Origin of the sequence: Paenibacillus nanchangensis (assembly GCF_046543445.1) — a bacterium.
Lineage (GTDB): Bacteria > Bacillota > Bacilli > Paenibacillales > Paenibacillaceae > Paenibacillus_AQ > Paenibacillus_AQ nanchangensis.
Genome location: NZ_JBHOFD010000021.1, coordinates 89,222 through 113,934, shown reverse-complemented (window position 1 = coordinate 113,934; position 24,713 = coordinate 89,222). Strand labels below are relative to the sequence as shown.

Here is a 24,713-nt window from a genome sequence, read left to right as displayed (position 1 = left end):
TTATTTTTTGTCTTCGTCAACCACTTCGTAGTCGGCGTCAACGACGTTATCCTTAGGGGCCGCTCCGGCTTCCGGACCGGCTGCGCCTTCAGCTCCCTGCTGCTGGGCAGCCTGCTCATACAGCTTCACGGACAGCTGCTGCACGATTTCGGTCAGCGCTTCGGTAGCTGCTTTGATCTCGTCGAGATTGTCGGATTCCACCGCCGCTTTCAGCTTGTCTTTTGCCTGGTTCGCTTTGTCGACTTCGGAAGCGTCCACTTTGTCGCCCAGATCTTTGATCGCTTTGTCGGTGGAGTAGATCAGCTGGTCGGCGCTGTTCTTTGCTTCCACGAGCTCTTTGCGCTTACGGTCTTCTTCAGCGTGCAGCTCGGCGTCTTTCATCATGCGTTCCACTTCATCGTCGCTCAGACCGCTGGACGAAGTAATGGTGATCTTCTGGGTTTTGTTTGTTCCTTTGTCGGTAGCCGATACGTTTACGATACCGTTGGCGTCGATGTCGAACGTAACTTCGATCTGCGGTACGCCGCGCGGTGCCGGAGGAATATCGCCCAGCATAAAACGTCCAAGCGTTTTGTTACCCGCCGCCATTTCGCGTTCACCTTGCAGGACGTGAATTTCCACGCTCGGCTGGTTGTCGGCGAATGTCGAGAACACCTGCGATTTGCTGGTAGGAATCGTTGTGTTGCGTTCGATCATTTTGGTGAAGACACCGCCAGCGGTTTCAATCCCGAGGGACAGCGGCGTTACGTCGAGCAGAACGACGTCTTTGACATCGCCGGTCAAGACGCCTGCCTGAACCGCTGCGCCCAGCGCTACCACTTCGTCCGGGTTCACGCCTTTGTGCGGTTCTTTGCCGGTCAGCTTCTTGATCGCTTCCTGTACGGCCGGAATCCGGGTGGAACCGCCGACAAGCACGATTTTGTTCAGGTCTGCCGGGGTCATGCCCGCATCTTTAAGCGCCTGACGAGTCGGGCCGAGGGTCCGCTCAACCAGGCCTGCGCTCAGCTCTTCGAACTTGGCACGGGTCAGGTTTACTTCAAGGTGCTGCGGAACGCCGTCAACAACCGTGATAAACGGCAGGGAAATTGTAGTCGTCAGAACGCCGGACAGTTCCTTTTTGGCTTTTTCAGCTGCGTCTTTGAGACGTTGTACCGCAGCTTTATCCTTGCTCAGGTCGATGCCTTGTTCTTTCTTAAATTCCGAAACGAGATGATCGATAATCACCTGGTCGAAGTCGTCGCCGCCGAGGCGGTTGTCGCCGCTGGTCGCTTTTACTTCGAAGAAGCCGTCGCCGAGTTCCAGGATCGAGACGTCGAATGTACCGCCGCCAAGGTCATATACCAGAATCGTCTGGTCTTCGGATTTCTCCAGACCGTAAGCGAGCGCGGCAGCCGTCGGCTCGTTGACGATACGCAGCACTTCAAGGCCTGCGATTTTGCCGGCATCCTTCGTTGCTTGACGCTGGCTGTCGTTAAAATAAGCGGGAACCGTGATAACCGCTTGGGTCACCGGCTGGCCGAGATAAGCTTCCGCGTCCGACTTCAGCTTTTGCAGAATCATTGCGGAGATTTCTTGCGGCGAGTAGTCCTTGCCGTCGATGTTTTCCTTGTGGTTCGAGCCCATGTGGCGTTTGATCGAAATGATCGTACGGTCCGGGTTGGTGATGGCTTGGCGTTTTGCCGTTTCGCCGACGATGCGCTCGCCGTCCTTCTTGAAGCCGACAACCGAAGGAGTCGTACGCGCGCCTTCCGGGTTCGGGATTACAACCGCCTCGCCGCCTTCCATTACGGCAACGCAGGAGTTGGTGGTACCGAGGTCAATGCCGATAACTTTACTCACAGTATGTTCCTCCTTTGAAATAAATCCAAAATAGCAGAGCCATTCACGGGCTCCCGTTGTGTTTCCATTCGCCCAGGCCACTCCGGCGTTAGCGGCGGAATCTGTCCACCGCCGGCCGGTATGCGGCCCCGGCAGGTTATGTGTAAACTAGGTTACATGCTGACTTTGACCATAGCGGGACGAAGCACCTTGTTTTTGAGCAGGTAGCCCTTCTGGACTTCCTCCGTCACAATGCCCTCTTCGTATTCCTCGCTCTCAACCTGCATGATCGCCTGGTGATATTCCGGATTAAACGGTTGTCCAACCGTCTCCATCGCCGTCAGGCCTTCCGCTTTCAGCGCGCCTTCCAGTTGACGGAAAATCATGTTCACGCCTTTGGCAAACGCCTCCGATTCCGCTCCCGCCGGAGTGGTGGACAGCGCGCGCTCAAAATTATCCAACACCGGCAGCAGTTCCGTAACGAGCTTGGAAGTAGCGTATTGGGCCAGCTCCTCCTTCTCCTTCACGGTGCGCCGTCTGAAGTTGTCGTAATCGGCCTGAACGCGCAGCAGACGCTGTTGATGCTCGTCCGCCAGCTGCTGCAGGCGCTGTACCTCAGCCGATGTTTCGCCGGCTGTCTCCGCGGAATCCGCAGTTTCCGTCTCCGATGCGCCCTCCGCCTGCTCGGCGGCGGTCTCTTCGTTTACTTTCGCCGTTTCTTCCACGGTTTCTTTCGTTTCTTGAACTTGTTCCTCTTTCAAGTCTGTTCACCTCCTTAACCTGCTGTCGATCGTTCTATCCTTATGGTCCCGGCTCCCTGCGGCGGTCCGCCATTCAAACCGCTAGGGCACCGCAGCAGAAACTTCCTTATTACGGTGCCAAAGCAGCCCTTCTGCCGGGACTACCCGCAGTCTATTTATACCAGTGCGCGAGCATCGACGTCAAATTCTTCGACAGAATGTCCAAAATGCTCATTACCCGCCCGTATTCCATCCGGGTCGGTCCCAAAATCCCAATGCTGCCCAGCGCTTCCCCTTCGAAGGTATACGTCGCTGTAATCAAGCTGCAGTTGGAGAACGCTTCATGCTTGTTCTCGGTTCCGATCTTCACCTGAATGCCGGTTCCGCCCGCTGCGGGAGCCAGCATCTTCAGCAGTGTCGGCGTCTCCTCCAGCAGGTCCAGGATATCCTTGACCTTGTCAACATCCTTGAATTCCGGCTGGGTGAGCATATTGGTCGCGCCGCTAAGATATATGCGCTGTTCCCGGTCGCTCTCCAGTGCCGTATCCAGCACCTTCATCAGTTCCTCGTAATGGGAAATATGACGCTGCATCTCTTCGGACAGCTCGGTATAAAGCCGCGATTTCAGCTTATACAGCGGCACGTTGACGAGCTTGGAGTTTAGCAGGTTCACCACCTTCTCCATCTCGGATACGGAAATCTCCGGCGGAATCGAAACGGTCCGGTTCTCCACCTGTCCGGTGCTGGTGACAATGATCGCGACGGCGGTCCGGTCATCCAGCGGCAGCAGTTGAAAATGGCGGAGCGAAGTATGAAAAACTTCCGGTCCCAGCAGGATGGAAGTATAGTTCGTCATATTGGAAAGAATCATGGCGGCATGCTGGATTACCTGCTCCATCGCGCTGAGCTTCTCGGCAAAAAAAGCGCGGATGGCATCCGTCTCCGCCAGGTTGGCCGTATTCAGCGGAACCAGATGGTCCACATAATACCGGTAGCCTTTATGGGAAGGAATACGTCCAGCCGAGGTGTGCGGCTGCTCCAGATAACCGAGATCCTCCAGATCAGCCATTTCGTTGCGGATGGTCGCAGGACTGTATTTCACGTCGCCGCGCTTGGATATGCTGCGGGAACCTACCGGTTCGGCCGAACGGATGTAATCGTCCACAATGGCGTTCAAAATCATTCTCTGACGTTCGGTTAACATCTCCATCCCTCCTGCGGTTCATTCGTTAGCACTCAAGTAAGACGAGTGCTAACCGCTATAACAAAAATACCAAACTGAGCTTGACATTGTCAAGTCAGTTCAGTATCTTGAGCACCGCTATTTCGTCGCATGCATGCTGCTTTGAGCAGTTGACGCAGTCGGTCCACACTTTCTCGGGAAAAATCTCTTTATTCACGACTTGGAAGCCGTTTCGGATGAAAAAATCGACCGCATACGTGAGCGCCATCACCTTCGGAATACGCTGTCTGGCCGCTTCCTCCAGCAGGGCCGCCAGGATCATCGAACCGATGCCTTTGCCTTTTCCTTCGTCGCGGAGACCGATGGAGCGGATCTCCACCAGATCGTCGCCAAGCCGGAATAAAGAACCGCAGCCTATAAACCGGCCGTCCAGTTCGGCAATCACAAACTGGCCGATCTGGCGCTCCAGCGCCTTGCGCGAACGAGGCAGCATAATTCCGGCTCTCGCGTATTCTTCGATCATCAGGAACAACTCTTCTACATCTTCCTGCCCCGCCTTCCGGCAGATCACTCCGCCTGACGTCTTTACGCCCGGAGCGGCGGCCGCATCCGTTTTCACCGGCATCCCATTCACTTCCCTAGCTGATAATATGAATAAATATACAACATAGTGAATGTGAATTCAAGGGTTATTTTCGGTTTCAGCCCGCGGTCAAAGCGCCGACAAATTCCGCAAAAACATCATTCCCGAACAGGATCCCCCGCTCGCTGAGCCGGTAGCTTCCGCCCGCGTTCTCCAGGAGGCCGTTATGCAGCATTTTATTCAGCGGTGCGGCGAACACCTCGCCAAGCTCCCGGCCGAACTGCTCCCGGAACCGTTGTTCCGACACGCCTTCACGCATCCGCAGCCCCACCATCATGAAATCTTCCATCGCTTCATCCTCCGTGACAGGGTAGCTATCCAGCCGGGGCAGTCCCGCTTTGGCGGCTTCAACATACGGATTAACGCCCTTGATATTCACATGGCGGCGGCGTCCTACATAGCCGTGGGCTCCCGCACCCAGTCCATAGTAGTCTTCATTGCGCCAATACGTTATGTTATGCCGGCTTTCCTTTCCGGGTTTCGCAAAATTGCTGATTTCGTACATCCCGTATCCGGCTTTCTCCATTTCGTTCATCAGCGTCAGGTACATCTGCAGCTCGTCTTCCTCGCTGGGCAGCGGCAGTTTGTTTTTGTTATACAGCGTGTGGAACAAAGTGTTCTCCTCAACCTTCAGGCTGTAAACGGAGTAATGCGGAAGCTGGAGCTCCAGCGCACGCTTCACACTGTACGCAAGCATCTCCACCGTCTGATTGGGCAGCCCAAACATCAAATCGATCGACAGGTTGTCGATCCCGGCGGCTCTGGCATTATCCAGGCTCCGGTATACATCATCCACATTGTGAATGCGTCCAATTTCGCCCAGCAGTTCGTTCTGAAACGCCTGAACGCCAAAGCTGACCCGGTTAACGCCGCCCTCTTTCATCACAGCCAGCTTTTCCGGATCGGTAGTTCCGGGATTCGCCTCCATCGAAAACTCGATATCTTCAGCCCAATCGGGAAAATGACGCCGGATCGACGCCAGAAAATACGCCATTTCATCCGGCTTCAGCACCGTAGGCGTACCTCCGCCAACAAAAATGCTGCGGATGGTACCGGGCGGCGTCTCTTGTACCGTACGCTCCATCTCCAGATCCAGCGCGCGCAAATAATCCATGACCGGCTGATCCTTCAGAACATAGGAATTGAAATCGCAGTAAAAACACTTGTTTGTGCAAAAAGGGATATGAATATACACCGCCTGGGGCGGACGGCTAATTAGTTCGCTCATGGGAGCAGTCCTCCTCGGGTTGGGTTTGTACGGCATTCGGGCAGTCGCATTTAGACTACCGTATTGGGGCTGCCGCATTCGGGCTGCCGATCGCACTGCCGTATTCCGGCTGCCGCGTTCGGGCAGTCTTATTTGGGCAGCCGTAAGTGGTCAGCCGGATTCGGGCAGCAGATTCGCACCGCTGCATTCGGGCTGCCGCTTGCGGCTCTAAGATCCGCTTTACGGGCTGCTGTCCGGCGGCTTGAGTGTGCAATGAGCATAGCCCGGGCGCTCGAGACGCGGCCGAATGCCGCATGCTGTATTTAGAAAAGGAAGCCTGACGGCTTCCTTTGTTTGGTCGCAAGCTATTCAAATGGGGACGACAGGCGCACTAGTGTGCCCGTTATCTATTCGTCGATCTTCAGCACCGCCATGAATGCTTCCTGCGGCACCTCGACGCTGCCGACCTGCTTCATGCGTTTTTTGCCTTCCTTCTGCTTCTCCAGCAGCTTCCGCTTCCGCGAAATGTCGCCGCCGTAACACTTAGCGAGGACGTTTTTGCGCATTGCTTTGACGGTCTCGCGCGCGACGACCTTTGTTCCGATGGACGCCTGGATCGGCACCTCGAACATTTGACGCGGAATGATGCCGCGCAGCTTCTCGCAAATAATCCGTCCGCGGTTGTAGGCGCGTTCCTTGTGAACGATGAAGGACAAGGCATCGACCTGCTCGCCGTTCAGCAAAATGTCCATCTTCACCAGGTTGGACTGGCGGTAACCGGACAGTTCGTAGTCAAAGGACGCATAACCTTTGGTGCCGGATTTCAGCTGGTCGAAGAAATCGTAAACGATCTCCGACAGCGGGATTTGATACGTGATGGTTACCCGGTTGGCATCCAGGTATTCCATATTTACGAACTCGCCGCGTTTGCCTTGGCAAAGTTCCATTACGGTGCCCACAAAATCGTTAGGCACGATAATCGCAGCTTTGACGTACGGCTCCTCGACGTAATCGATTTTGCCTACCTCGGGATAATTGGACGGGTTGTCGATTTCGATCATTTCGCCGTTGGTCTGCATGACCCGGTAAATTACGCTTGGTGCGGTAGTGATCAGCGGCAGGTTAAACTCCCGTTCGATCCGCTCCTGGATAATCTCCATGTGCAAGAGGCCCAGGAATCCGCAGCGGAAGCCGAAGCCAAGCGCACTCGATGTCTCCGGTTCAAAGCTGAGCGACGCGTCGTTCAGCTGCAGCTTCTCCAGCGCTTCGCGCAGATCGTTGTAGTCCGATGTCTCGATCGGGTAGAGACCGCAGTAGACCATCGGATTAATCTTCCGGTAGCCGGGCAGCGGCTCGGCCGTCGGGCGTTTGGCGTCGGTTACCGTGTCGCCGACACGGGTGTCGCCGACATGTTTGATGCCTGCGACGATGAACCCGACGTCGCCCACAGCCAGTTCGTCGACAATCGTCATCCGCGGCATAAATGCCCCGACTTCGATTACTTCAAACGTCTTGTCGGTTGCCATCATTTTGATCTTCGAGCCGGCGCGGATGCTGCCGTCAACTACCCGTACGTAGACGATAACGCCTTTGTAAGGATCGTAATGGGAGTCAAAAATCAGCGCTTTCAGCGGCTCGTCCGGATTGCCGGTTGGCGGCGGCACCTGGGTGACCACCTGCTCCAGAATCTCCTTGATGCCGATGCCCGCTTTGGCCGAAGCCAGGACGGCTTCGCTTGCATCCAGCCCGATGACATCCTCGATCTCCTGCTTCACCCTTTCGGGATCGGCGCTAGGAAGGTCGATTTTGTTGATCACCGGCAAAATTTCCAGGTTGTTGTCCAGCGCCAGATACACGTTCGCCAGCGTCTGGGCCTCAATGCCCTGGGCCGCATCCACCACCAGCAGCGCGCCTTCGCAGGCCGCAAGGCTCCGCGACACTTCGTACGTGAAGTCGACATGCCCGGGCGTATCGATCAGGTTCAGCAAATACTCCTGACCGTCGTCGGCCTTATAAGTGAGCCGGACCGCCTGCAGCTTGATCGTAATACCGCGTTCGCGTTCCAAATCCATCTGATCCAGCACCTGGGCCTGCATTTCGCGCGAGGTGAGTGCGCCGGTGTATTCCAGAATCCGGTCGGCCAGCGTTGACTTGCCGTGGTCTATATGCGCAATAATTGAGAAATTGCGGATTTGCTGTTGTCTTTTCTGAACGTCTGTCATGCCTTACCCCCACAGCCAGTTGTTAATCAACCTATTATAACAGTCTGAGGGAATCCCATCAATGGGGCGCGTTAGCGTGGTCAGCGGCCTTTATCTTCCACAACCAGCGCAGGGTACAGGAAACCACCTCTGTTCGTACTTCTGATCGCACTTCTGTTCGCACTTCTGATCGTACTCCTCCCCTCCCATTTTTCTCATTGTTCCGCCCCGGCATTTTCGGGTTCGCCAAGGCCGGCCGGCCCTTCAACCGGAATCGTAATGAACAGCTCCGGCAGGTACGTCTTGTTTTTTCCTTCCCTTAAATAAGGTTTCACGGTCAGCGAAGCAGGCAGCTTGTCAAAAGGCATGTAGTTAATCGTTTGATAACCTACCCCATCTTCGTCTTGGCCATGTCCGCTCAGCATGGTTTGAATGGTTCCCTGCTCATCAACCAGGTCGTATTCAAGATTTAGGAATCCGGTAAGTTTGTACCGGTCCGGCAGTTGGTCCAGCATCGTCTCGTAATCCATTCCGTTTTCGCCTTCTATGCGCAGCACAACGCTTGCCGTCGCCGGGGTGAGCGTAAGCTTCTTAACCGACAGCGTCAGCCCGTCTAAAGACCGGACTTCGGAGGACGTAAGCTCCATGGCAGACGACAGTCTTGTTACATCCGGCACCTCAAACTCAAAGGTCTGCCCGATCTTCGCGATTGTCATTTTTACAGTCAAGTCAAAGGTTTCGGGCAGCCCCAGCCTGTCAGCATCGTACATAGTCACGATAAGCGCGTTTGGGTTTTCACTGCCAGACTTGACCGACCAGGCGGTATTAAGCGGCTTGCCCCCCACCAAAAATTCAATATTGCTCGCAATCCGGTCTGTCTTATTTGTCTTAATACTCCACCAGTCCGACAGCGTTTCTCCGCCTGGATCCGCCCCCTCACGGTTCATCACCAGCACAAGGCGGGTGCCGTCGTACATGGTCTGCGACAGGTTAATTGTTACTTCTCCCTGCGTAAGCCTGCGGTCAACCGAGGTCACCAGCCCTTGTTGTTCAGCGGTGCGGAGGCCCATATCTCCCATCAGGCTGATGACACTGTTTACAATCGGGACGCGTTTAAGCGTCTCGGCCATGACCGGCGAGACAAAAGCCGATCCAAGCAGCAGTGCGGCAGACACCGCCGCGGCGCCCGCCACTCCCGCGGCCCGCTTCATTTTGCGGCGAAACCGGGTTTGGCTGCCGGATGTTTGACTGCCGGATCGTTGTTCACGCTTGCCGGAACGAAGTTGTCCGTAAGCTTCATCCATCCGGAGCCGGACCACCTCGGGTACATCCGCCGAAACGGCAGAGCTTGTTTTTTCGCCCGCCAGTCCCTGCAGTTCCCGCTCTAGTTCACGAAGTTCCATAAGTCATCTTCCCCTCCCCTGATTCGGTCAACATTCCAAGCAGCGCCACTCTGGCCCGGTGCAGCCTCGTCTTGACCGCTCCTTCCGACATGTCCAGCATTCCGGCGATCTCCCTAAGCGGGATATCCCGGTAATAATGCAGCACAACGATTGTACGGGACACTTCTTCCAGCCTGCATATCGCCTCTTCAAGATCATGGGCTGTCTGTTGCCGGTACGGCTGCCGCTGCTCGGGCACGTCGGCCATGACAACATGCCTCGAACGTTTGCGCAGCATCGCATTGCATTCGTTAATCAAAATGCGGAATAACCAGGTTTTAAAATAAGCGGGTGATTTAAGTGAAGGCAGCGCTTCATAAGCTTTGAGCGCCGCCTCCTGCATGGCGTCCGCACAGTCTTCGTCTTTCTTGACAATCGCTTTGGCGATGCCGTACATTTGCGCTTCCTGCTGCCTGACCAGCGCAATGAAGGCTTCCTTGTCCCCCTGCCGGGCGCGGATTGCGAGCTCATTCATGTCTTCGTCCATTGCCGGTTCCATGAGCGTCTCCTCCTTTCTTCGACCGTCAGTCTGACGGTTGTACGCGGATTAGATGCAGCCGGGTGCGGGAAGGTTACAGGATATCCAATTATTTTACAACGAAAATCAGGCGGGCGTCCCTCCTGCCGGAGTGGAACCGCCCGCCTGAAATGGCTATGTTATTCCGCTGCACCGAATAGAGAAACGACCCAGCGGATGCCCTCCCGGGACGCCCGCTGCAGAAGCCCCGCCGTCTTTTCGGCCAGGACGTCCACGGCCGGCCCCTCCGCTTCGGGCAGCAGAATCTGCTCAGGCGTCCGGGTGCCCAGGTCCGCCTCCCCATAGAGTTGGGGTGCCTCCGGCATAGCTCCCTGGCTTGCGTCCGTCCGGCTTGTCCCCTCCTGCGGAGCAGGAAAAATCTGAATTGCTCCGCCCTGCGGCGGGATATATACATAGGAACCGCCGCTTTGCGCCGGCAATCCGGAGTCCGCAGGCGAAAGGGCGCCTGGATTTCCTTTCACTCCGCCGCTTCCGCTGACGTTCCCGCTCATTTCCGTCTGCGCTTCTGTCTGCACTGCTGTCTGTACATCTGTGTCCCATCCGGGCAGCCCGGTGCTTTTGGAGCCGCTTGTCCCTCCAAGCTGCATCCCGGCCAAAATTCCTAGCCCCGCCCATATGCCGATAACTATCAACCGCTTGCCAACCGATCTGCGATGACCCATGATCCTGCTCCTTTCCGCGTTCCGTAATGCCGCTTACGGGCACTGCCCGTCCTGTTAATGCTGCCGTTACACATAAGTTTTCCGCCAACGTTATTCGGACGTTATTTAGAAGCTGGAGCCGCCGCCTTATCCGCTTTCTGATGGCTCCAGTACACCTCGGCAATCATATCGCCCAAAATATCGGCCGTCCGCTTGAGCTCTTCATTTGTGCTGTCAATCCCTCCAACTTCGATCAGCACACTGTTCGGGGAAAGGGACTGGTTGTATTCGCCGTTTGTTCCTTTGCTGGACGACTTGCCCCAGATGCCGCGCGACAAGCCCGGGTAAGCTGCTTCCAGCCGCTTATGAATCTCGTTAGCGAACGCTTCGTTCTTCTTCCAATTTTTATTACCGTGTCCAAGAATAAAATACACCTGTGCATAGCTTTTTCCGTCAATCACCGCTGTTGTTTTCTTATGGCGCTGTGAGTCGCGGTGAATATCGATAAATTGGGTCAGCGTCTCATTTTCGGCCATTGCCGCTTTAACCGTCATCCGGGAGTATTTATAGGAAAAATTCCAGTTGTAATTCTCGACCTCTGTCGCATAATCCGCCGTGGAATGCAGCGCGCCGACGCCCTGTTCCTCCAGCCGCTTGGCAATGTAGGAACCGACCAGCATGACGTTTTTGTCCGGCGAAGCGGAGCTTGGGTTGTCGCTTTCTACACCCAGCAGCGGATTGTACGCTTCACGGGGGTGGGAGTGGTAGATAAGCACGCCCTTGCCGTCCAGCTCTTCGCCTTGCTGCGGCTCCGCGGCGCCGGGCGACGGGGCGGGGGAGCCTTCGGGGACGGACGGCGTGTCCGGGGCCTGCGAAGCAGCTGGGTCGGAGGCGCCGCCCCCAGCGGGTTCGTCGCCTCCCGCCGGATCTCCGTCAGGCGCACCGGTTGCACCGGGAGCCGCGCTCGCCTCCGGCGTTCCCCCGGCTTCCCCGGCCGATCCAGCCGATGGAGCGGGCGAAGCCTCCGCCCCCTGGCCCCCCGTGCCGGAAGGCGGCTCGTCCCCCGTACCCGGATGATAATCCGCCGGGCCGTCTGCAATGCCGCCGGACCCTTTTCGCAGCAGGACCGGGTCATCCGCTCCCATGCCCGGCACTTCGCGGGACAGCAGGGTTTTGGGATCGTTTGGATTGACGCTTGTCAGCAGTTCGAACAAATACGCGGTAACCTTGCCTCCCGAAAGCGTATCATCTCCTTTGCCTTCAGGCAGGTGCGGCACTTCCATCCCCAGCATGTCCATAAAAAAACCGCTCGAAAGCGAAGCAGCCAGTCCGTTCATTGACGGCAGCGGCGAACCGCCCAGCTTGCTTCCGGCCACGCCTCCGGCTCCCAGCAGCATAAAAAACACCAGCGAACCGGCGGCGAGCACCAGCATCGTTCGGCCGAGCGACAGCAAATCGAGCAGGCGGGCACGCAGCCGGCCGATATTCCACAGCTGAAACCATTTTTTGTTCATTTGTTCTCCTCCAGCCCTCTGTCATTCTCTTATACTTCAAATCTATGAGCGGAGGAGGTTCGCTAGAACACATAAAAAAAGAGGAGCCTTCCCGGCAGCATCGCCCGGTCACTCCCCTGCATTCCTTGCTGTAAGATTGCCTATAGTGATGTGATACTACTCTAACGAATGAGTCTAGCGGATTTTGGATTCTGCATTGCGTATTTTTCGAGACACTATAGGTTCACAGCCTGCGCGTGTCCGTTAGTGCGTATAAGCGCCAACATTTCCCGGGTCAACCGCTTCATGCAGCGCCGCGTTTAGTCCGGTCGCCACGACATTGGCGATTTCTTCAATAAACTCGTCGATTTCTTTTGGGGTAACAATCAGATCATGCCCAAGCGGCTCGAGCACTTCTTTTACAAGCGTCAGCCGGTCATTTTCGGAAATGTCGTCAAGCATCCCCATGATCTGCCGGGTCCCTGCCGAGCTGGCCTGAACGCCTCCGCGAAAATGATTTTTCATCATCTCCAGCGCATTATTCACGATTGTTGACGCGTAACATACGGTCGGCACGCCGATGGCGATGCACGGCACCCCGAGGATCTCCTTGGTGAGTCCCCGCCGCTTGTTGCCGATGCCGGAACCGGGGTGAATCCCAATGTCGGCGATTTGAATGGTTGTATTCACGCGTTCCAAAGAACGGGAGGCCAGCGCGTCGATGGCGATGATGACATCGGGTTTTGTGCGGTCAACGATCCCCTGCACGATGTCGCTTGATTCGATCCCGGTTAGTCCCAGCACGCCGGGAGCGACTGCACTCACATTGCGGTAGCCGGGAGCCACCTGATCCGGAACCAGCTCATAAAACTGCCTGGTAACCAGCGCATTTTCCACCACAAGCGGCCCCAGTGAGTCGGGGGTTACGTTCCAGTTTCCGAGTCCGACGATCAGAACCGAGGAGTCCTTGGAAACACCGATCCGGGCCAAAAAATGTTCGAACTCGCCGGCAAAAGCCTCCGACACGCGCTGCTGCAGCCCCGTGTCTCCATTTCGGAGCCCGGGCACCTCAAGCGTAACGTAGTTGCCAATGGCGCGGCCGATTCTTCGCGAGCCCATTTCATTTGTGACGGAAAGCCGGGTGATTTTGATCCCATCCGCTTCCTCCACCTGCTCGTCCACTCCGGCAATCGGCGATTTCGCCGGCCCGGCCGCGAGTTCTTTTGCCTCTACCGCAAGGTCGGTCCGTACCGAATACAGCTGCATATCGAGATCCATCGTCATAACCCTCCTGTACGCGTTTGCCGATAGTTTGCGGGGGTTTGCTGTGCTTTATGCAAAAAACGGAGCGCCGCCCTTTTGTTTTTCATATTGCATTTTGAATAGGCTCATGCTAAACTATTTTAAGTTGTGAAACATTTGAGTATTTTCGAATGCCTTACAGGAGGTGAATGTAATGCCAAACATTAAATCCGCGGTTAAACGCGTCAAAACGAACGAAAAACGCCGTGCGCTGAACGCTTCCCAAAAGTCCGCGCTTCGTACAGCTGTTAAAGCTGCTGACGTTGCTGTTGAAGGAACAGAAGTGGAAACTGCTAAAGCAGCGATCCAACTCGCTTCCAAGAAACTGGACAAGGCTGTAACCAAAGGCCTGATCCACAAGAATGCGGCTGCTCGCAAGAAGTCCCGCTTGGCTAAGAAACTGAACGCTCTTTCGCAGCAAGCGTAAGACGTCTTCATAAGCGCAAGGTAAAGAACCTGACCGGCACCGGTTAGGTTTTTTTGTGTTTATTTTTAATATTTTTTACGTGCAAAATCATCAAAAAGACGGCCCCGCAAGGCCGCCCTCCACTCTGACTTTCACTTTGACCTTTGCTCCCACTTCCACTCCGCTTACGCGCCGAGCCGCAGCATAAACAGCTCCAGTCCCAGCACCTTGTCCACGGAACCCGACTTCATCTGATAGTCCAGATCGGCCAGCCCGCTCAAAATCCGCCGCAGCCGCCCCGCGTCGAACCGCCGTGCCTGCTCGCCGGCTATTTTTACCGCATAGGGGTGCAGTCCCAGCTGCGAGGCGATCTGACCCTGAGCGTAGCTCTGCTGGGACAGCTCTTTCACCTGCAAAATAATCCGGAACTGCCGCGCGATCAGAGACGCAATCTTAATCGGCTCCTCGCGCTGCTTCAGCAGCTCATGCAGCGTATCGACCGCTTTGTCCAGCCGCAGGTTCGCGATATCCTCCACCAGCGCAAAAACGTTTTGCTCTGTTCCGCGCGGCACCAGCCGTTCCACGTCGGCCGGAGTTACCGTGCCGCCCGTTCCGGCAAACAGCGACAGCTTATCCATCTCCGCCGTCAAAGCCTGCAGCCCCGTCCCGGAGGCTGCGAGCAGCGCTTCCGCCGTTCCGGGCGCTAGGCTGCAGCCGCGGTCGCGGAACCCTTTTTCCACCCACTGTAGCAGTTCGTCCCCGCCCAGCGGATTAAAGGCCAGCACCGTACCGGCGGATTTGACCGCCTTCACGATCTTCTTGCGTTCATCCAGCTTATCGCCGTTTACAATAAACACGATTACGCTAAAGTCGGCAGGACGGCTTACATATTCCGCCAGCACTTCGGGCCTGTGGTCAATCTTGGCGTTCTCCTTACCCGCCGTAAACAGGGAAGCGTCGCGGACGACCAGCAGCTTGCGGGCTACCATAAACGGAGCGGTTTCGGCTTCCTCCACGACCGCCTGCACCGGCGTATCGGACAGGTCAAACGGAACCACCGCGAATTCGCGTTCCTCTTTGGCGATAATCTGCTTCTCCAGGAACCCGACAAATTCATTCATCCGGAACTTTTCGCTCCCGTACAGCAGATAGACCGGCGCTACCTTTCCTTGTTTGATCTCCTTGGCCGCCGTTTTGGCATCCATGTGCTCCACCTCTTTTTGTAATTCAACTTCGCTCTCACGTAAATCCGTCCATATAGCTTATCAAAAATTCAGCCGGGTGGGTAGTAGGGGGGGATGTGGCGGACCTTGAGCCGGTGGGCCCGGTCAGGCGGAACGCGGTGCGGACCTTGAGCAGGTGGATCCCGGTCAAACGGACCGCGGCGCGGACCTCAGATCAAACTTATGCCCGGCAAGAAATTCGGCAAAACTTGCTTTTATTTATAATAAAGTTCTCCCCGCTGTCTGTAATGGCAAGTTTAATTTGTGACCAACCAATTATCCACTGAATCGTAAACTTAATCCACTAACGCATCTTAGCCCAGAGACTACTTTTTAGCTGTCGTGTTATTCCTGATATCGTTTTTGAGAATTCCGACCTTTGTAAGCTTATAGCATAATCCCGCAAATACGACACCCAAGCTAAGCCAAATGGAGATCCATTTCCCCAAAGTAAAAAATCCCGCCGCATAAGCAGCAACGCTAGTGACAGGATATTTTAGCAGGATCAAAAGGATGCTCACATTTTCAGCCCAATCGAAGACCCCGGCCGCAAGAGGCAGCCAAACCAGTGACTGGATGATCCGCCTCCCAGAGCTTCGATATAGCATGCCAACAATTAGAGAGAAGGTAATGGCATACAAGGCGGGAAAGGCAAAATCGAATCCCATTAACAGCTTGAGGTAAACGCGACGCCCCTCAGGCTGCAACTGTTCAAGCAGTGCGTACACTTCAGTCTTCGAATAGAAAATATGCATGTCGAGCAGATCTGCACCATGAGATAGCTCTTGGATTCGGGGCACCGTAATCGGCAAATGAACGGTATTGACCACGACCATCAAAGATATGGTCAGGACCAGCAATGGCAATACCGTCTTTAAGGTTCCCCATTTGTTAAGCATGCGGGTTATTGTCTCAAACATTGCTGCTTCACCTCCTGTTTAGCTTTTCGAAGTGCCAAAGCATTGCCTGTGGGTTTCCCTTTTACCTGAATCCATAGAAGTTCTATCAGCTCCTTAACAGGCTGGCCCTCAAGTATAGGAGTAAGCGTGCTATAGAAGTGGTTTTCGATGTCCCTTATTTTTATTGCGCGGTCTCTTCCCTTTTCCGTTAAGGAAAGCTGGACCTTTCTGGAATCCACGAGAGACGGCCTCTGTTCTATAAGTCCCGCTTCCACCATTCGGCTCACCAGCCGGCTAGGGCTTCCGGTTTCACAGACCAACAGCTTACCCACCTCAATAAGTGATAAAGGTTCATGGTCGTAGAGAACACGCAGCACCTCACTCTGTGAGGCCGTCAGCCCCAACGGCTTTAAAAGCTCCGTAAAAGTACGGCTTCCTTCCCGTTGAGCGGCTAATATCAAATAACGCAATTCTTCAATAGGATTCACAGTAGGACCTCCTGATAGCTAAAATCAATGACACATCATCAATGATATGTCATTGATTTTAGCGTACCTTGTTCCTCCTTGCAAGGTGAATTCTTCTATGGGAGGCATTAATGATATGCCATTTTGACGAGGCAGCGGCTAAAGCCGCTTAGTCACATGACAACTCGCAGCAGTCCTGTCTTCCTGGGCTTAGGTCTTGCACAAAGACTAGGCTTGAGTTTGTTCTTATTAGGATAGATCCACTGCTATACTGCAAAGGGATGTGAATATTTGGGTTAAAGGAGCAGTTGAGATGAGAACAAACTTTAGTAATATGCCCAATACGTGTTCAGAAAAGGAAAAGGTCCTTATTCAATCAGCCATGCGAGGACTGCTCGTTTTTTTTGCCATGCTCATCCCTCTCTCCATCCTTAGTTATGTGTTAGCGATGAAGTCACCTATTTTCGGCCTGCTCCTCATGTGGGCGCCCGGCTTGTCCTCCATTTTCGCCCGCATAGTGCTGCGTGAAGGCCTCTCGGATATCTCCCTGCGGATTGGTGGAAAACAGACACTGCAGTCGTTACCTTTCATTTTGCTTTTCCCAGTCGTCATTGGTTTATTTGCTTACGGAGTCGCCTGGATTACGGGACTGGTTCAGTATGTTACACCGGACTCATTCATTCAAGGTCCATCTGGTGTTATCCTTGCAGGAACTATACTTTTTCAGATGTTTGCTGGCACGGCGATCGGGGTGATCAGCAGTTCAGGGGAGGAACTCGGCTGGAGGGGCTATATGCTTACTCGACTAATCGATGCCCGTGTACCTAGACCAATACTGACCGGCGGAATTATTTGGGGGGTGTGGCATCTCCCGGCAATGCTTTTTGGTAATTATTATTCTGGTCCATATCCTGCCTTATCAGTTATTCTATTTATGATTTCAGTGACCTCTTTCAGCTATCTAATCAGCCGCCTCCGCTTAACAACGGGCAGCATATGGCCTGCGATTCTCCTCCATGCATGTTGGAATGCCGTGATCCAGGGGGCCTTCGATCTATCTTCCAGCGGCAAAAATGTTCTGTTATGGACTGGAGAATCGGGAATATTCGTGGCTCTTGCCTTGCTGATTGCAGTATGGATAATTTCAAAAAAGCCCCTTATCATGAGACGGTTATAGCTTCGGCCTATCCATCCCCAGCTTGACTGACGTGATCAAGGAGATCCGGTCATGTACCGGAAACCGGGCCAGGTCTCGGATGGATCCCGGTCCTATCCCATTCTCCCACCGCACGTTCCAGCATCGTGTAAAAGATCTGCTCCGACAGTCGGTGTTCATCTGCAGAAAAACCAACTCTTCATGGTGAGGCACCTGCTCGATAGCGAATCAAATAATGAAGTACTGCAGACGCAGCCCCGGTTCAGAAGGAAAAAACATGCTCAAGAAGGCGCTGGCAGACCAAGACAGCCCGAAGCATATCCGGCACCATCTGGAACTGTTGGACGAAGTGATCCAGAACGGTGATGAACTTCTTCACCCAATTTACTCGCCGTCATTTGTGATACGGTTCACCGTAATTAATCTTCAACTAAACTGCCAGTTAGCTTAAGGAAGCATATTGTCAGCCTAATACTTTATGTTCTTTTGACAGCGATAAGACGGACCGCAATTTGGAGGGCCGCGATCAGGCGAATCTCGATCAGGCGAACAGCAATCCGCTAGAAGCGCAAGCAAGTGAGCGGCAAGCAGACGGCCAGTTATCAGCCGGGCACAGACCAGCCTTTAAAAGTTTAGACAAACACCAGAACAGGGCAAGTGGTGCAAATACGTGCTTTCCTAGGCCCGATACGATAGGATATGTTTAATAGATTAATTGATCCCGATTAGAGGAGGACGTATTTCATGAACCAAACGATCGGCTGTCTTCACGCTCATTATTCCAATATCCGTTACATTGAGGAAGGGCTGCAGTCAAGCGGAGTGCGGTGGGTGCACTATGTGGATCCCGGGCTGATTGCCAGACTGGCGTCAGATCCTGGATTCAGCGAGGAGCAAGCCCGTGCGCGCGTAGCGGAGCAGATGGAATGGATGGCGGCCGCGGGGCTGGATGCGATCCTGCTCACCTGCACACAGTATATTGCCCTGCTTGAAGAAAAAAGGTTGCAGACCCGCATTCCGATCCTGAAAATTGACGAGCCGTTTTTTGACGCAGTTTTGGCCATCGAAGGGCCGCAGACTCTGCTGTTCACCAACCCCGGAACAGTGGATGGCACGATGACCCGGCTGAAGCGGCATGCGGCAGCCCGGGGCATGGCACTTAACGATGTAGAAACACGGGTGATCGAGCATGCATTTCCGCTGCTGATGGAGGGCAAAGAGACGGAGTATAACCGCCTGATTACGGAGTATATCGGAAACCTTCCGTCTGAAGGCCGTGCGGTGTCGGCGGCCCAGTTGTCCATGTCCGGCGCTGCGGACGCTGCTTCGTCGGAAACCGGGCGGACCATTTTGCATCCGCTCGGGACACTTGCGGATTATCTGGAGGAGCGCGGGTCCGGCGTATCCTAACCGCATCCTAAGTCAACTCTGCATGCAATGTCGCATGGCTAAGGAGCAGGAATTTTTGAAGCTCAAGCCAAAGACAACCAGCAGCCTTCCCGAGGGAGCGGCTGCTTTTTTTACTGATTAGAAGGCTTGTGTGAATTCACGTTTGAACGACATGCATGAATCATCTCATCGGACGAAGGCGGAGGCTGAAAAAATGGAGAAAAAATGGCTGGCCTATCGAATTTATCCGGAGCCTTCCGGAACCGATTATTCACATTCCAATCTAATGGATAAAGCGACGGTTGAACTTTTATTTGATTACTGTCAGATCCTAGAAGCGGTGATTTCAAGAGAGGGCTGGAAGGTTTTAATAGACCATCACGGTTTTCAAGAGCTGTATAAAATCAATGAACACAGCGGCTGGTTTGATTGCGGAAGCCTCGATGAATTTATTGACGAAGTCAGCTCCCATATTGATTCATTGCCTGAAATATAAACATCGGTCACCTGCTGCACTTATTTCGCCTTGATGATAAAAGCTGCTGGAGAGCATTGTTGCTTTTTGGGTGAGATTGCTGTGAGTCATAGCGTGCAAACCGCAGGCCGCATCCGGTCAATTCCTTATCCAGCCGTGATTGCCGCACTACTCGACAGAACAAGGGATGTTCAGAAATTCATTTATCATCTTTTTATATTTGTCCAGGTTGCCGAGGCCGTACATGCGGGCGGCGACCGTTCGTGGGTTTCCAAAGAAAAAGTGCTCAAACTGCTTTTGTCTGCCGCCAAAGGCTCCGGCACCAAGCTCCCAAGCCAGCCGGAAAAGCGCAATCCGGCCGCCGGCCGTTGAGTCCGGCCCTTTTAGATAAGTTTGAATATAGCCGCCGGCACTGGATTTCAGATCTTGTTCAGAAGGATTCATGATCAGGCTGCTTGAGCAGATGTCTTGGAGCATCGCCAGCATCTCCTGATAAAAAGAAGGGTACTGCATTGTAGCGGCAGCCAGCGGTTTTTTTGCAGGCACATAATAGCCATTCCGGTCCGGCTCAGCCAAGGTTTCCGCAGCCAGGCGCAGCGATTTCAAATTCTCCAGCATCGTCAAAATCCGGGCTATCCGGTCAATGGTCACGGTTTCGAAAGCGATGTATTGTTCATCCGCCAGCCTGGAGATCAGCCCGAGCAAAAATTCCGTTTTGGCAATATAACGCGTAATGACCTGATGACCCGCATGGCTGTGAAAATTCCCTTCGCTGAACAGCCGGTCTCCGGCCTCCTGCTGGCCTAAGTAAAAGATACGATTGCGCGGGATGAACACCTGATCGAAGATAACCATGGCATCCATCTCTTCAAATCTGCTGCTCAGCGGATAATCAAAGCGGGACGAAGCGGCGCAGCTGTCCCGGCAAATGAAAGTCATTCCCTCCAGATCGTTGGGAACAGCAAAAGCAAAGGTATACGGATTATCCTCCTGCATCGCAGGGGCCGGTGTAGGGAGTACCAGAATCTCATCACAAGTAGCTGCCTGCGTAGCCATCATAAAAGCGCCGCTGACCACAATCCCGTTTGCTTGGCGGTCTATAATTTTGGCCGCTATGGAATCTTCAATCTCATCGGTCTGCTCGGACCACCTGCTGGCAAAAGGCTGGATAAAGGCATGGGATAAGGTGATGTCCCGGCTGCGGCAGTATTCATAGTAGCTTTTGAGATTTTCCGCATATTCCGGATCATATTCCTGCAGCAGGTCAGACGCGGTATATAGAGACATCAAGGCCGTATTCATATAATCCGGCGATCTGCCCAGCAACCCGTGGTGCTTCTCCGCCCACAATTCCATCATGATTCTCCTGCTTATCAGGTCCTCCCTGCTTCTCGGCGCCAAAAAAGAAAGTCCAAATCGTTCCCCGCCCGCATCTTCCTGAACATAGGTCATTTGTTCCAACGTCTGCTTATGATGCTGCATATCATACATTTCCGCTTGGCTCTGGATCAGACCGCTGAAAGCCGGATGTTTGGATAAAGGCCCTTTGACAGGTTCCCCATGATACCATAAATTGATCTGCTGGCGGTCGATCCGCTCTGTATACTCTTTACCGTTTTTTACTGCCATGCCAACACCTCATCCATGTAAGCTAAGTAGCTCAGCCCATCCCTAAACATCCTCTGCTTCCAAAATACGAAATATCGGAAAAAGCAGTACATTGTCCCGGTTACAATTCAGAATAACGGGCGTTTGTCCCGGGTAGCAGCTGTCTCTGATCTCACCGGATCAGACAACGCAAAGACAACGCAAAGAAGCCTTGGCTTTCCCGCCAAAGCTTCTTTGTGTTTAACCGTGCGGCGCATCTATATAAACGGCGGCGGAAAAAGCTCTAGAAACTTTTCGCCGCCGGTCATACACATGATGCATTGTTCATTTGCCGCCCTGGCGCACCCGCCTGCCGCGGATGCTGCCCGGTTCTGCTGTCCTGTCCCTTTATGGTTCAGTATATTCCGCAGCTGTTCAAAACGTGCATACGGAATTACTGTGCCGGCGTCTCCGGCGAAGCGGCAGCTGATGGAGCCGCCTGGCTATCTGTTCCAGCCGGGCTCGGGGATACGGTGGCACCGCCGGAATTCTGCGGCGAAGTACGTGGCGCCGGCGTTCCCGAAGGCGATGCCTGCGGGGACGTCTTCGGAGCAGCAGACGGTTCCGCGGCCCGCTCTGTGCCGGCATGCTCATCCACGCGGTAGGCCTGCTCTTTCAGCGTTCCGCCGCTGTCGGTCACGTACTTGAGCTGTTTGCCGTCCGCGCTCCACTCAACGGATACCAGGGAGCCCTCCAGCGGAATCGACACTACCGCCGTTCCCGGGGTCCCGCCTCCGTCTGCACCCGCCGTATAGATGGTGAGCTGCTCGCCTTCTTTAACCGCCGTATATTTACCATCGGCCGAATCCCACTGCTCCACGGTCCGCAGTTCCATATAACTCATCATCGGGTCTTCCGAAGGCGCAATCAAGGCACGCTCCGGCGCGCCAGCCGCCGGGTCTCCGGACGGAGCCGCTTCAGGCGACGCCGGCATCGCATCCGCACTCTTCTTCAATGCCTCCGGCGGCTGCGATGCCGCTCCCGTACCCGAGCCGCCTTCAGGCGGCTTTTTCTTCACGTCGGTGCGCGGAGCCGGGCTGGCCGCCGGCGGTTTCTTCCGCGCGGCATCCTCCGAAGGCGCATCCGCTTCATCCGCCTTCCGGGCGTTGCCTTCCGGTGCAGCGCCCGCGTCCTGATCCGCCTGATCCGGCGAAGGGCTCGGCGGTACCGCTACGCTAACCGGGCTGTCGCCGGCCGGACCGCTGTTTGCGGCGTCCCCGGGCGCGGTGCTGTTCTCCGTCAGGCCGCTATCGGCCGCGCCGTCCGCGGCGCCATCAGAAGCCCCGCCGTCCAGCGCATTCGCATTCTGCTCGGCGTTTCCGCCCGCCGCGTTCTGGCCGCTCAGCGTTGTGCCGGTATTTGCGCTGCTGGACAAATGGTCCTCCACCTGGGCGTCCGGCATGTCTTCCGGCATATTCAGTATGGCGATGCCCAGCATAACCGCCGCCGCAACCGCGCCGATGCCCGTCCGCATCGCCATGGAAGATCCGCCGCGGCGGTTGGATCTCCGGCTCCGTCCGGGCATGGCGCCGGATTCCACGGCTGCTATCGGAGCAGGCTCCATCCGGGCCGGCTGCTCTTGAGCTTCCGCCTCCCGGTCCAGCGCTTCAAGACGGGGCAGAATTGAATCCACCAGGCTGAAAGGGGGCTGAACATCGGGCAGATTCTCCAGCTGCTCGGAAAGGGAGGCCAGACGCTCGAACAGATCCGCGCAGGCGGGGCAGGTTTCCAAATGACGAAACATGTCTTCCGTCTCCGCCGGACTGAGGTCATGATCCAGATAACGATGCATCCATTCCGTCACCTCCGTGCATTTCATCCCGTTACACCACCTTTCTGATATTCTTGGAGTCTGTTTTGAAGCTGTTGTCTCGCCCGGAACAAATAAGATTTCACCGTATTCAGCGGAAGATCCAGACAATCCGCAATTTCGTTGTAGGACAGGTCTTGAAGATACCGGAGAACGACCACCGTCCGGTGGTGTTCGGGCAGCTGGTCGATCGCCGACCGGATATCTTCCGCCAGGTAGCCGGACAGCACCTCTCGCTCCACATTTTGATGATTGTCCGTAAACACCATTTCATGCTCGTCGATGGAAACCGTCGGTTTGCTCCGCCGAAATTTGTCAATGCATATATTGGTCACGATCCGCTGCACCCAGGTTTTGAACTGAGCTTTTTCTTCGTACGAACCAATTTTGGTATAAATTCGAATGAGTGCCTCCTGGGAAGCGTCCAGCGCATCCTGTTCATTGTGTAAAATGTAATACGCCGTTTTGTATACGTTGCCTTCTATCTCTCGCAATAGGGTGATTAGAGCGTCGCGATCGCCCGATTGAGCGGCTCTGATGAGTCCCTGCTCCACCACGAAGGTTCCCCCTCTCTATGCAATCTTACTGACGTGCAAGACTGCCGAATTGTTGCATTCCAAATGTAGACTTTGCAGTAAAATAAGCATACCAAACTTTAGCATATACGTCTCGGTCCGTCCGAAGTTGCGTTTACCAGACCGTTTTGCCGCAAATCCTTCATAAGCATACAGGGGAACCCGTCTTGTTTCAAACTTGTATGGTGTCGATCTTTGTTACAAAAATGACATTTTTTCCGCATCCCGCACCTCTCCGGCGCACAGTTTATCAGCAGTCTGCAGGTTATGGCAGAGTTCTCCGGCCATATCGCGGCAAAAAAAGGCCGGCCTCTACCGGCCGACCCACTGGAGCAAGTGCCGCCCGGGAACCGGGCAGGCGTGAATTCATCTTCTACTATATAAAATAAAGAAGCGTTCCTTTCAGGCACACGCCTAAGCGCACACCGCTTTCGGACTTCTGTTCTTCGCCGAATTTCATAGTTCTGGCGAACTTCCTTCCATTCTTCCTTCTGCCGCTATGCTTACTTCAGGAGAACTTCCTTCCTTCGCCGCTATGCTGACTACTGGAGACTTCCTTCCTTCGCGCTTCCCTTACTTCTGGCGGATCTTCTTACTTCCGGCGAACTTCCTTACTTCTGGCGGACTTCCTTGCATTTTGCTACATACTGCGCGGCCAGCTCCGTAATCTTGTCATACCGGCCTTCCTTCGCCGGAGCGGTCAGGTTGCCGCCGATGCCTACCGCGATGCAACCGTTGTTGATCCACTTGTCGATATTGTTCAGATCAACGCCGCCGGTCGGCATGATGTTTACATGCGGCATTGGGCCTTTGACCGCCTTGACGAAGTCCGGTCCAAACGCGCTGCCCGGGAACAGCTTCAGCACATCCACGCCCAGCTTCAGCGCTTCCTTCATTTCGCCCAGAGTCATGCAGCCCGGCATGTAAGGAATGCAGTACAGGTTACACATCTTGGCTGTCTCTTCTTCAAAAGAAGGGCTCACCACAAACTCCGCTCCCGCCAAAATAGCGATACGGGCGGTCAGCGGGTCAAGCACGGTGCCGGCGCCAATGACAGCACGGTCGCCGTAGGTTTCCACCAGACGTTGGATCGCCTGATCGGCGCCAGGGGTCGTGAAGGTTACTTCGATATTGGTCAAGCCGCCTTCGATGCAGGCCTCGGACATTTTGACGGCATCATCGGCATTGTCGGCACGGATGACGGCGACAACGCCGAGATCGGCGATATTTTGCAGCACTTTGATCTTTTTCATAAATAAACTTCCTTTCCGGATTCAAAGGTTGGGTTAGATAGTTTAGTAAACTATTATCCTGAAGACGAATAAAACGTGGTTTCTCTACCCAAATAGTAATCACATTTCAGGGCCCAGTCAATGATTATTTCGCCTTTTACCGGCTTTTTCTCCCGCTTGTTCAACGAGATGAAACATTCGGTTATTGTACAAAACCGTTTTATGT

General features: G+C 54.5%; 22 protein-coding genes. 4 read left to right on the top strand and 18 right to left on the bottom strand.

Going from position 1 to position 24,713, the window contains the following annotated elements; genetic code table 11:
* From dnaK to gpr, 11 genes are all read right to left on the bottom strand, one after another.
* Entirely contained in the window at nt 1-1,839 is a 1,839-nt protein-coding gene (gene dnaK / locus ACE6ED_RS17700) for a molecular chaperone DnaK (protein WP_410828541.1), read from the bottom strand.
* 152 nt (nt 1,840-1,991) lie between these two features.
* Nucleotides 1,992-2,579, bottom strand: a complete 588-nt coding sequence (grpE, locus tag ACE6ED_RS17695; protein WP_410828540.1) for a nucleotide exchange factor GrpE — start codon at nt 2,577-2,579, stop codon at nt 1,992-1,994.
* Nucleotides 2,580-2,730: 151 nt separating this feature from the next.
* Nucleotides 2,731-3,762 (bottom strand): heat-inducible transcriptional repressor HrcA, encoded by a 1,032-nt coding sequence (gene hrcA / locus ACE6ED_RS17690; protein WP_410828539.1) that lies wholly within the window; start codon nt 3,760-3,762, stop codon nt 2,731-2,733.
* A 94-nt stretch (nt 3,763-3,856) separates the two neighbouring features.
* Nucleotides 3,857-4,366: a GNAT family N-acetyltransferase gene (locus ACE6ED_RS17685; RefSeq protein ID WP_410828538.1), complete on the bottom strand. Its 510-nt coding sequence runs from the start codon at nt 4,364-4,366 to the stop codon at nt 3,857-3,859.
* 76 nt (nt 4,367-4,442) lie between these two features.
* Nucleotides 4,443-5,612 carry a radical SAM family heme chaperone HemW gene (gene hemW / locus ACE6ED_RS17680; protein ID WP_410828537.1) on the bottom strand — a complete coding sequence of 390 codons (1,170 nt, stop codon included), beginning with the start codon at nt 5,610-5,612 and terminating at the stop codon, nt 4,443-4,445.
* A 386-nt stretch (nt 5,613-5,998) separates the two neighbouring features.
* Nucleotides 5,999-7,813, bottom strand: coding sequence for a translation elongation factor 4 (lepA, locus tag ACE6ED_RS17675; protein ID WP_410828536.1), 1,815 nt, complete (start codon nt 7,811-7,813; stop codon nt 5,999-6,001).
* 194 nt (nt 7,814-8,007) lie between these two features.
* Nucleotides 8,008-9,195 (bottom strand): DUF4179 domain-containing protein, encoded by a 1,188-nt coding sequence (locus ACE6ED_RS17670; protein WP_410828535.1) that lies wholly within the window; start codon nt 9,193-9,195, stop codon nt 8,008-8,010.
* On the bottom strand, nt 9,182-9,733 hold the full coding sequence (locus ACE6ED_RS17665; protein WP_410828534.1) for an RNA polymerase sigma factor: 552 nt from the start codon (nt 9,731-9,733) through the stop codon (nt 9,182-9,184). Before ACE6ED_RS17665 ends, ACE6ED_RS17670 begins: the two co-directional genes overlap by 14 nt.
* A 158-nt stretch (nt 9,734-9,891) precedes the next feature.
* Nucleotides 9,892-10,434, bottom strand: a complete 543-nt coding sequence (locus ACE6ED_RS17660) for a hypothetical protein (protein ID WP_410828533.1) — start codon at nt 10,432-10,434, stop codon at nt 9,892-9,894.
* Between the two features lie 101 nt (nt 10,435-10,535).
* Complete coding sequence (locus ACE6ED_RS17655; protein ID WP_410828532.1) at nt 10,536-11,927, bottom strand: stage II sporulation protein P; 1,392 nt, start codon at nt 11,925-11,927, stop codon at nt 10,536-10,538.
* A gap of 243 nt (nt 11,928-12,170) precedes the next feature.
* The gene (gene gpr, locus ACE6ED_RS17650) at nt 12,171-13,184 is read right to left on the bottom strand and encodes a GPR endopeptidase (RefSeq protein WP_410828531.1); all 1,014 of its coding nucleotides are present in this window, start codon (nt 13,182-13,184) and stop codon (nt 12,171-12,173) included.
* A gap of 178 nt (nt 13,185-13,362) precedes the next feature.
* On the opposite strand from gpr, the gene rpsT reads away from it, so the two are divergent.
* Complete coding sequence (rpsT, locus tag ACE6ED_RS17645) at nt 13,363-13,635, top strand: 30S ribosomal protein S20 (RefSeq protein ID WP_410828530.1); 273 nt, start codon at nt 13,363-13,365, stop codon at nt 13,633-13,635.
* Nucleotides 13,636-13,799: 164 nt separating this feature from the next.
* On the opposite strand, the gene holA is transcribed toward rpsT, so the two are convergent.
* The 3 genes from holA to ACE6ED_RS17630 all read right to left on the bottom strand — a co-directional run bounded on the left by holA (nt 13,800) and on the right by ACE6ED_RS17630 (nt 16,224).
* Complete coding sequence (gene holA, locus ACE6ED_RS17640) at nt 13,800-14,819, bottom strand: DNA polymerase III subunit delta (RefSeq protein WP_410828529.1); 1,020 nt, start codon at nt 14,817-14,819, stop codon at nt 13,800-13,802.
* 344 nt (nt 14,820-15,163) lie between these two features.
* Nucleotides 15,164-15,757 carry a hypothetical protein gene (locus ACE6ED_RS17635; RefSeq protein WP_410828528.1) on the bottom strand — a complete coding sequence of 198 codons (594 nt, stop codon included), beginning with the start codon at nt 15,755-15,757 and terminating at the stop codon, nt 15,164-15,166.
* On the bottom strand, nt 15,742-16,224 hold the full coding sequence (locus ACE6ED_RS17630; protein ID WP_410828527.1) for a MarR family winged helix-turn-helix transcriptional regulator: 483 nt from the start codon (nt 16,222-16,224) through the stop codon (nt 15,742-15,744). The genes ACE6ED_RS17635 and ACE6ED_RS17630 overlap by 16 nt, the downstream gene beginning before the upstream one ends.
* Nucleotides 16,225-16,516: 292 nt before the next feature.
* Between ACE6ED_RS17630 and ACE6ED_RS17625 the strand changes: the two genes are divergently transcribed.
* The 3 genes from ACE6ED_RS17625 (at nt 16,517) to ACE6ED_RS17615 (ending at nt 19,244) form a co-directional block, all read left to right on the top strand.
* On the top strand, nt 16,517-17,380 hold the full coding sequence (locus ACE6ED_RS17625; protein ID WP_410828526.1) for a CPBP family glutamic-type intramembrane protease: 864 nt from the start codon (nt 16,517-16,519) through the stop codon (nt 17,378-17,380).
* A gap of 723 nt (nt 17,381-18,103) precedes the next feature.
* On the top strand, nt 18,104-18,769 hold the full coding sequence (locus ACE6ED_RS17620; protein ID WP_410828525.1) for a hypothetical protein: 666 nt from the start codon (nt 18,104-18,106) through the stop codon (nt 18,767-18,769).
* Nucleotides 18,770-18,962: 193 nt separating this feature from the next.
* Nucleotides 18,963-19,244 (top strand): hypothetical protein, encoded by a 282-nt coding sequence (locus ACE6ED_RS17615; protein ID WP_410828524.1) that lies wholly within the window; start codon nt 18,963-18,965, stop codon nt 19,242-19,244.
* A gap of 147 nt (nt 19,245-19,391) precedes the next feature.
* Here ACE6ED_RS17615 and ACE6ED_RS17610 read toward each other — a convergent pair whose 3' ends face one another.
* The 4 genes from ACE6ED_RS17610 to ACE6ED_RS17595 all read right to left on the bottom strand — a co-directional run bounded on the left by ACE6ED_RS17610 (nt 19,392) and on the right by ACE6ED_RS17595 (nt 24,508).
* Nucleotides 19,392-20,852 carry a 4-hydroxyphenylacetate 3-hydroxylase family protein gene (locus ACE6ED_RS17610; protein ID WP_410828523.1) on the bottom strand — a complete coding sequence of 487 codons (1,461 nt, stop codon included), beginning with the start codon at nt 20,850-20,852 and terminating at the stop codon, nt 19,392-19,394.
* A gap of 412 nt (nt 20,853-21,264) precedes the next feature.
* The gene (locus ACE6ED_RS17605; RefSeq protein WP_410828522.1) at nt 21,265-22,689 is read right to left on the bottom strand and encodes a zf-HC2 domain-containing protein; all 1,425 of its coding nucleotides are present in this window, start codon (nt 22,687-22,689) and stop codon (nt 21,265-21,267) included.
* Nucleotides 22,686-23,237 carry an RNA polymerase sigma factor gene (locus ACE6ED_RS17600; RefSeq protein WP_410828521.1) on the bottom strand — a complete coding sequence of 184 codons (552 nt, stop codon included), beginning with the start codon at nt 23,235-23,237 and terminating at the stop codon, nt 22,686-22,688. The genes ACE6ED_RS17605 and ACE6ED_RS17600 overlap by 4 nt, the downstream gene beginning before the upstream one ends.
* Nucleotides 23,238-23,866: 629 nt before the next feature.
* Entirely contained in the window at nt 23,867-24,508 is a 642-nt protein-coding gene (locus ACE6ED_RS17595; RefSeq protein WP_410828520.1) for a bifunctional 2-keto-4-hydroxyglutarate aldolase/2-keto-3-deoxy-6-phosphogluconate aldolase, read from the bottom strand.
* Nucleotides 24,509-24,713: the final 205 nt, after the last annotated feature.

Bases quoted from the DNA above. Each gene is read 5' to 3' on its own strand.
- hrcA (WP_410828539.1), bottom strand. From the start codon at position 3,762: ATGTTAACCGAACGTCAGAGAATGATTTTGAACGCCATTGTGGACGAT.
- ACE6ED_RS17685 (WP_410828538.1), bottom strand. From the start codon at position 4,366: ATGCCGGTGAAAACGGATGCGGCCGCCGCTCCGGGCGTAAAGACGTCA.
- hemW (WP_410828537.1), bottom strand. From the start codon at position 5,612: ATGAGCGAACTAATTAGCCGTCCGCCCCAGGCGGTGTATATTCATATC.
- lepA (WP_410828536.1), bottom strand. From the start codon at position 7,813: ATGACAGACGTTCAGAAAAGACAACAGCAAATCCGCAATTTCTCAATT.
- ACE6ED_RS17670 (WP_410828535.1), bottom strand. From the start codon at position 9,195: ATGGAACTTCGTGAACTAGAGCGGGAACTGCAGGGACTGGCGGGCGAA.
- ACE6ED_RS17665 (WP_410828534.1), bottom strand. From the start codon at position 9,733: ATGGAACCGGCAATGGACGAAGACATGAATGAGCTCGCAATCCGCGCC.
- ACE6ED_RS17660 (WP_410828533.1), bottom strand. From the start codon at position 10,434: ATGGGTCATCGCAGATCGGTTGGCAAGCGGTTGATAGTTATCGGCATA.
- ACE6ED_RS17655 (WP_410828532.1), bottom strand. From the start codon at position 11,927: ATGAACAAAAAATGGTTTCAGCTGTGGAATATCGGCCGGCTGCGTGCC.
- gpr (WP_410828531.1), bottom strand. From the start codon at position 13,184: ATGGATCTCGATATGCAGCTGTATTCGGTACGGACCGACCTTGCGGTA.
- rpsT (WP_410828530.1), top strand. From the start codon at position 13,363: ATGCCAAACATTAAATCCGCGGTTAAACGCGTCAAAACGAACGAAAAA.
- holA (WP_410828529.1), bottom strand. From the start codon at position 14,819: ATGGATGCCAAAACGGCGGCCAAGGAGATCAAACAAGGAAAGGTAGCG.
- ACE6ED_RS17635 (WP_410828528.1), bottom strand. From the start codon at position 15,757: ATGTTTGAGACAATAACCCGCATGCTTAACAAATGGGGAACCTTAAAG.
- ACE6ED_RS17625 (WP_410828526.1), top strand. From the start codon at position 16,517: ATGAGAACAAACTTTAGTAATATGCCCAATACGTGTTCAGAAAAGGAA.
- ACE6ED_RS17620 (WP_410828525.1), top strand. From the start codon at position 18,104: ATGAACCAAACGATCGGCTGTCTTCACGCTCATTATTCCAATATCCGT.
- ACE6ED_RS17615 (WP_410828524.1), top strand. From the start codon at position 18,963: ATGGAGAAAAAATGGCTGGCCTATCGAATTTATCCGGAGCCTTCCGGA.
- ACE6ED_RS17610 (WP_410828523.1), bottom strand. From the start codon at position 20,852: ATGGCAGTAAAAAACGGTAAAGAGTATACAGAGCGGATCGACCGCCAG.
- ACE6ED_RS17605 (WP_410828522.1), bottom strand. From the start codon at position 22,689: ATGAAATGCACGGAGGTGACGGAATGGATGCATCGTTATCTGGATCAT.
- ACE6ED_RS17595 (WP_410828520.1), bottom strand. From the start codon at position 24,508: ATGAAAAAGATCAAAGTGCTGCAAAATATCGCCGATCTCGGCGTTGTC.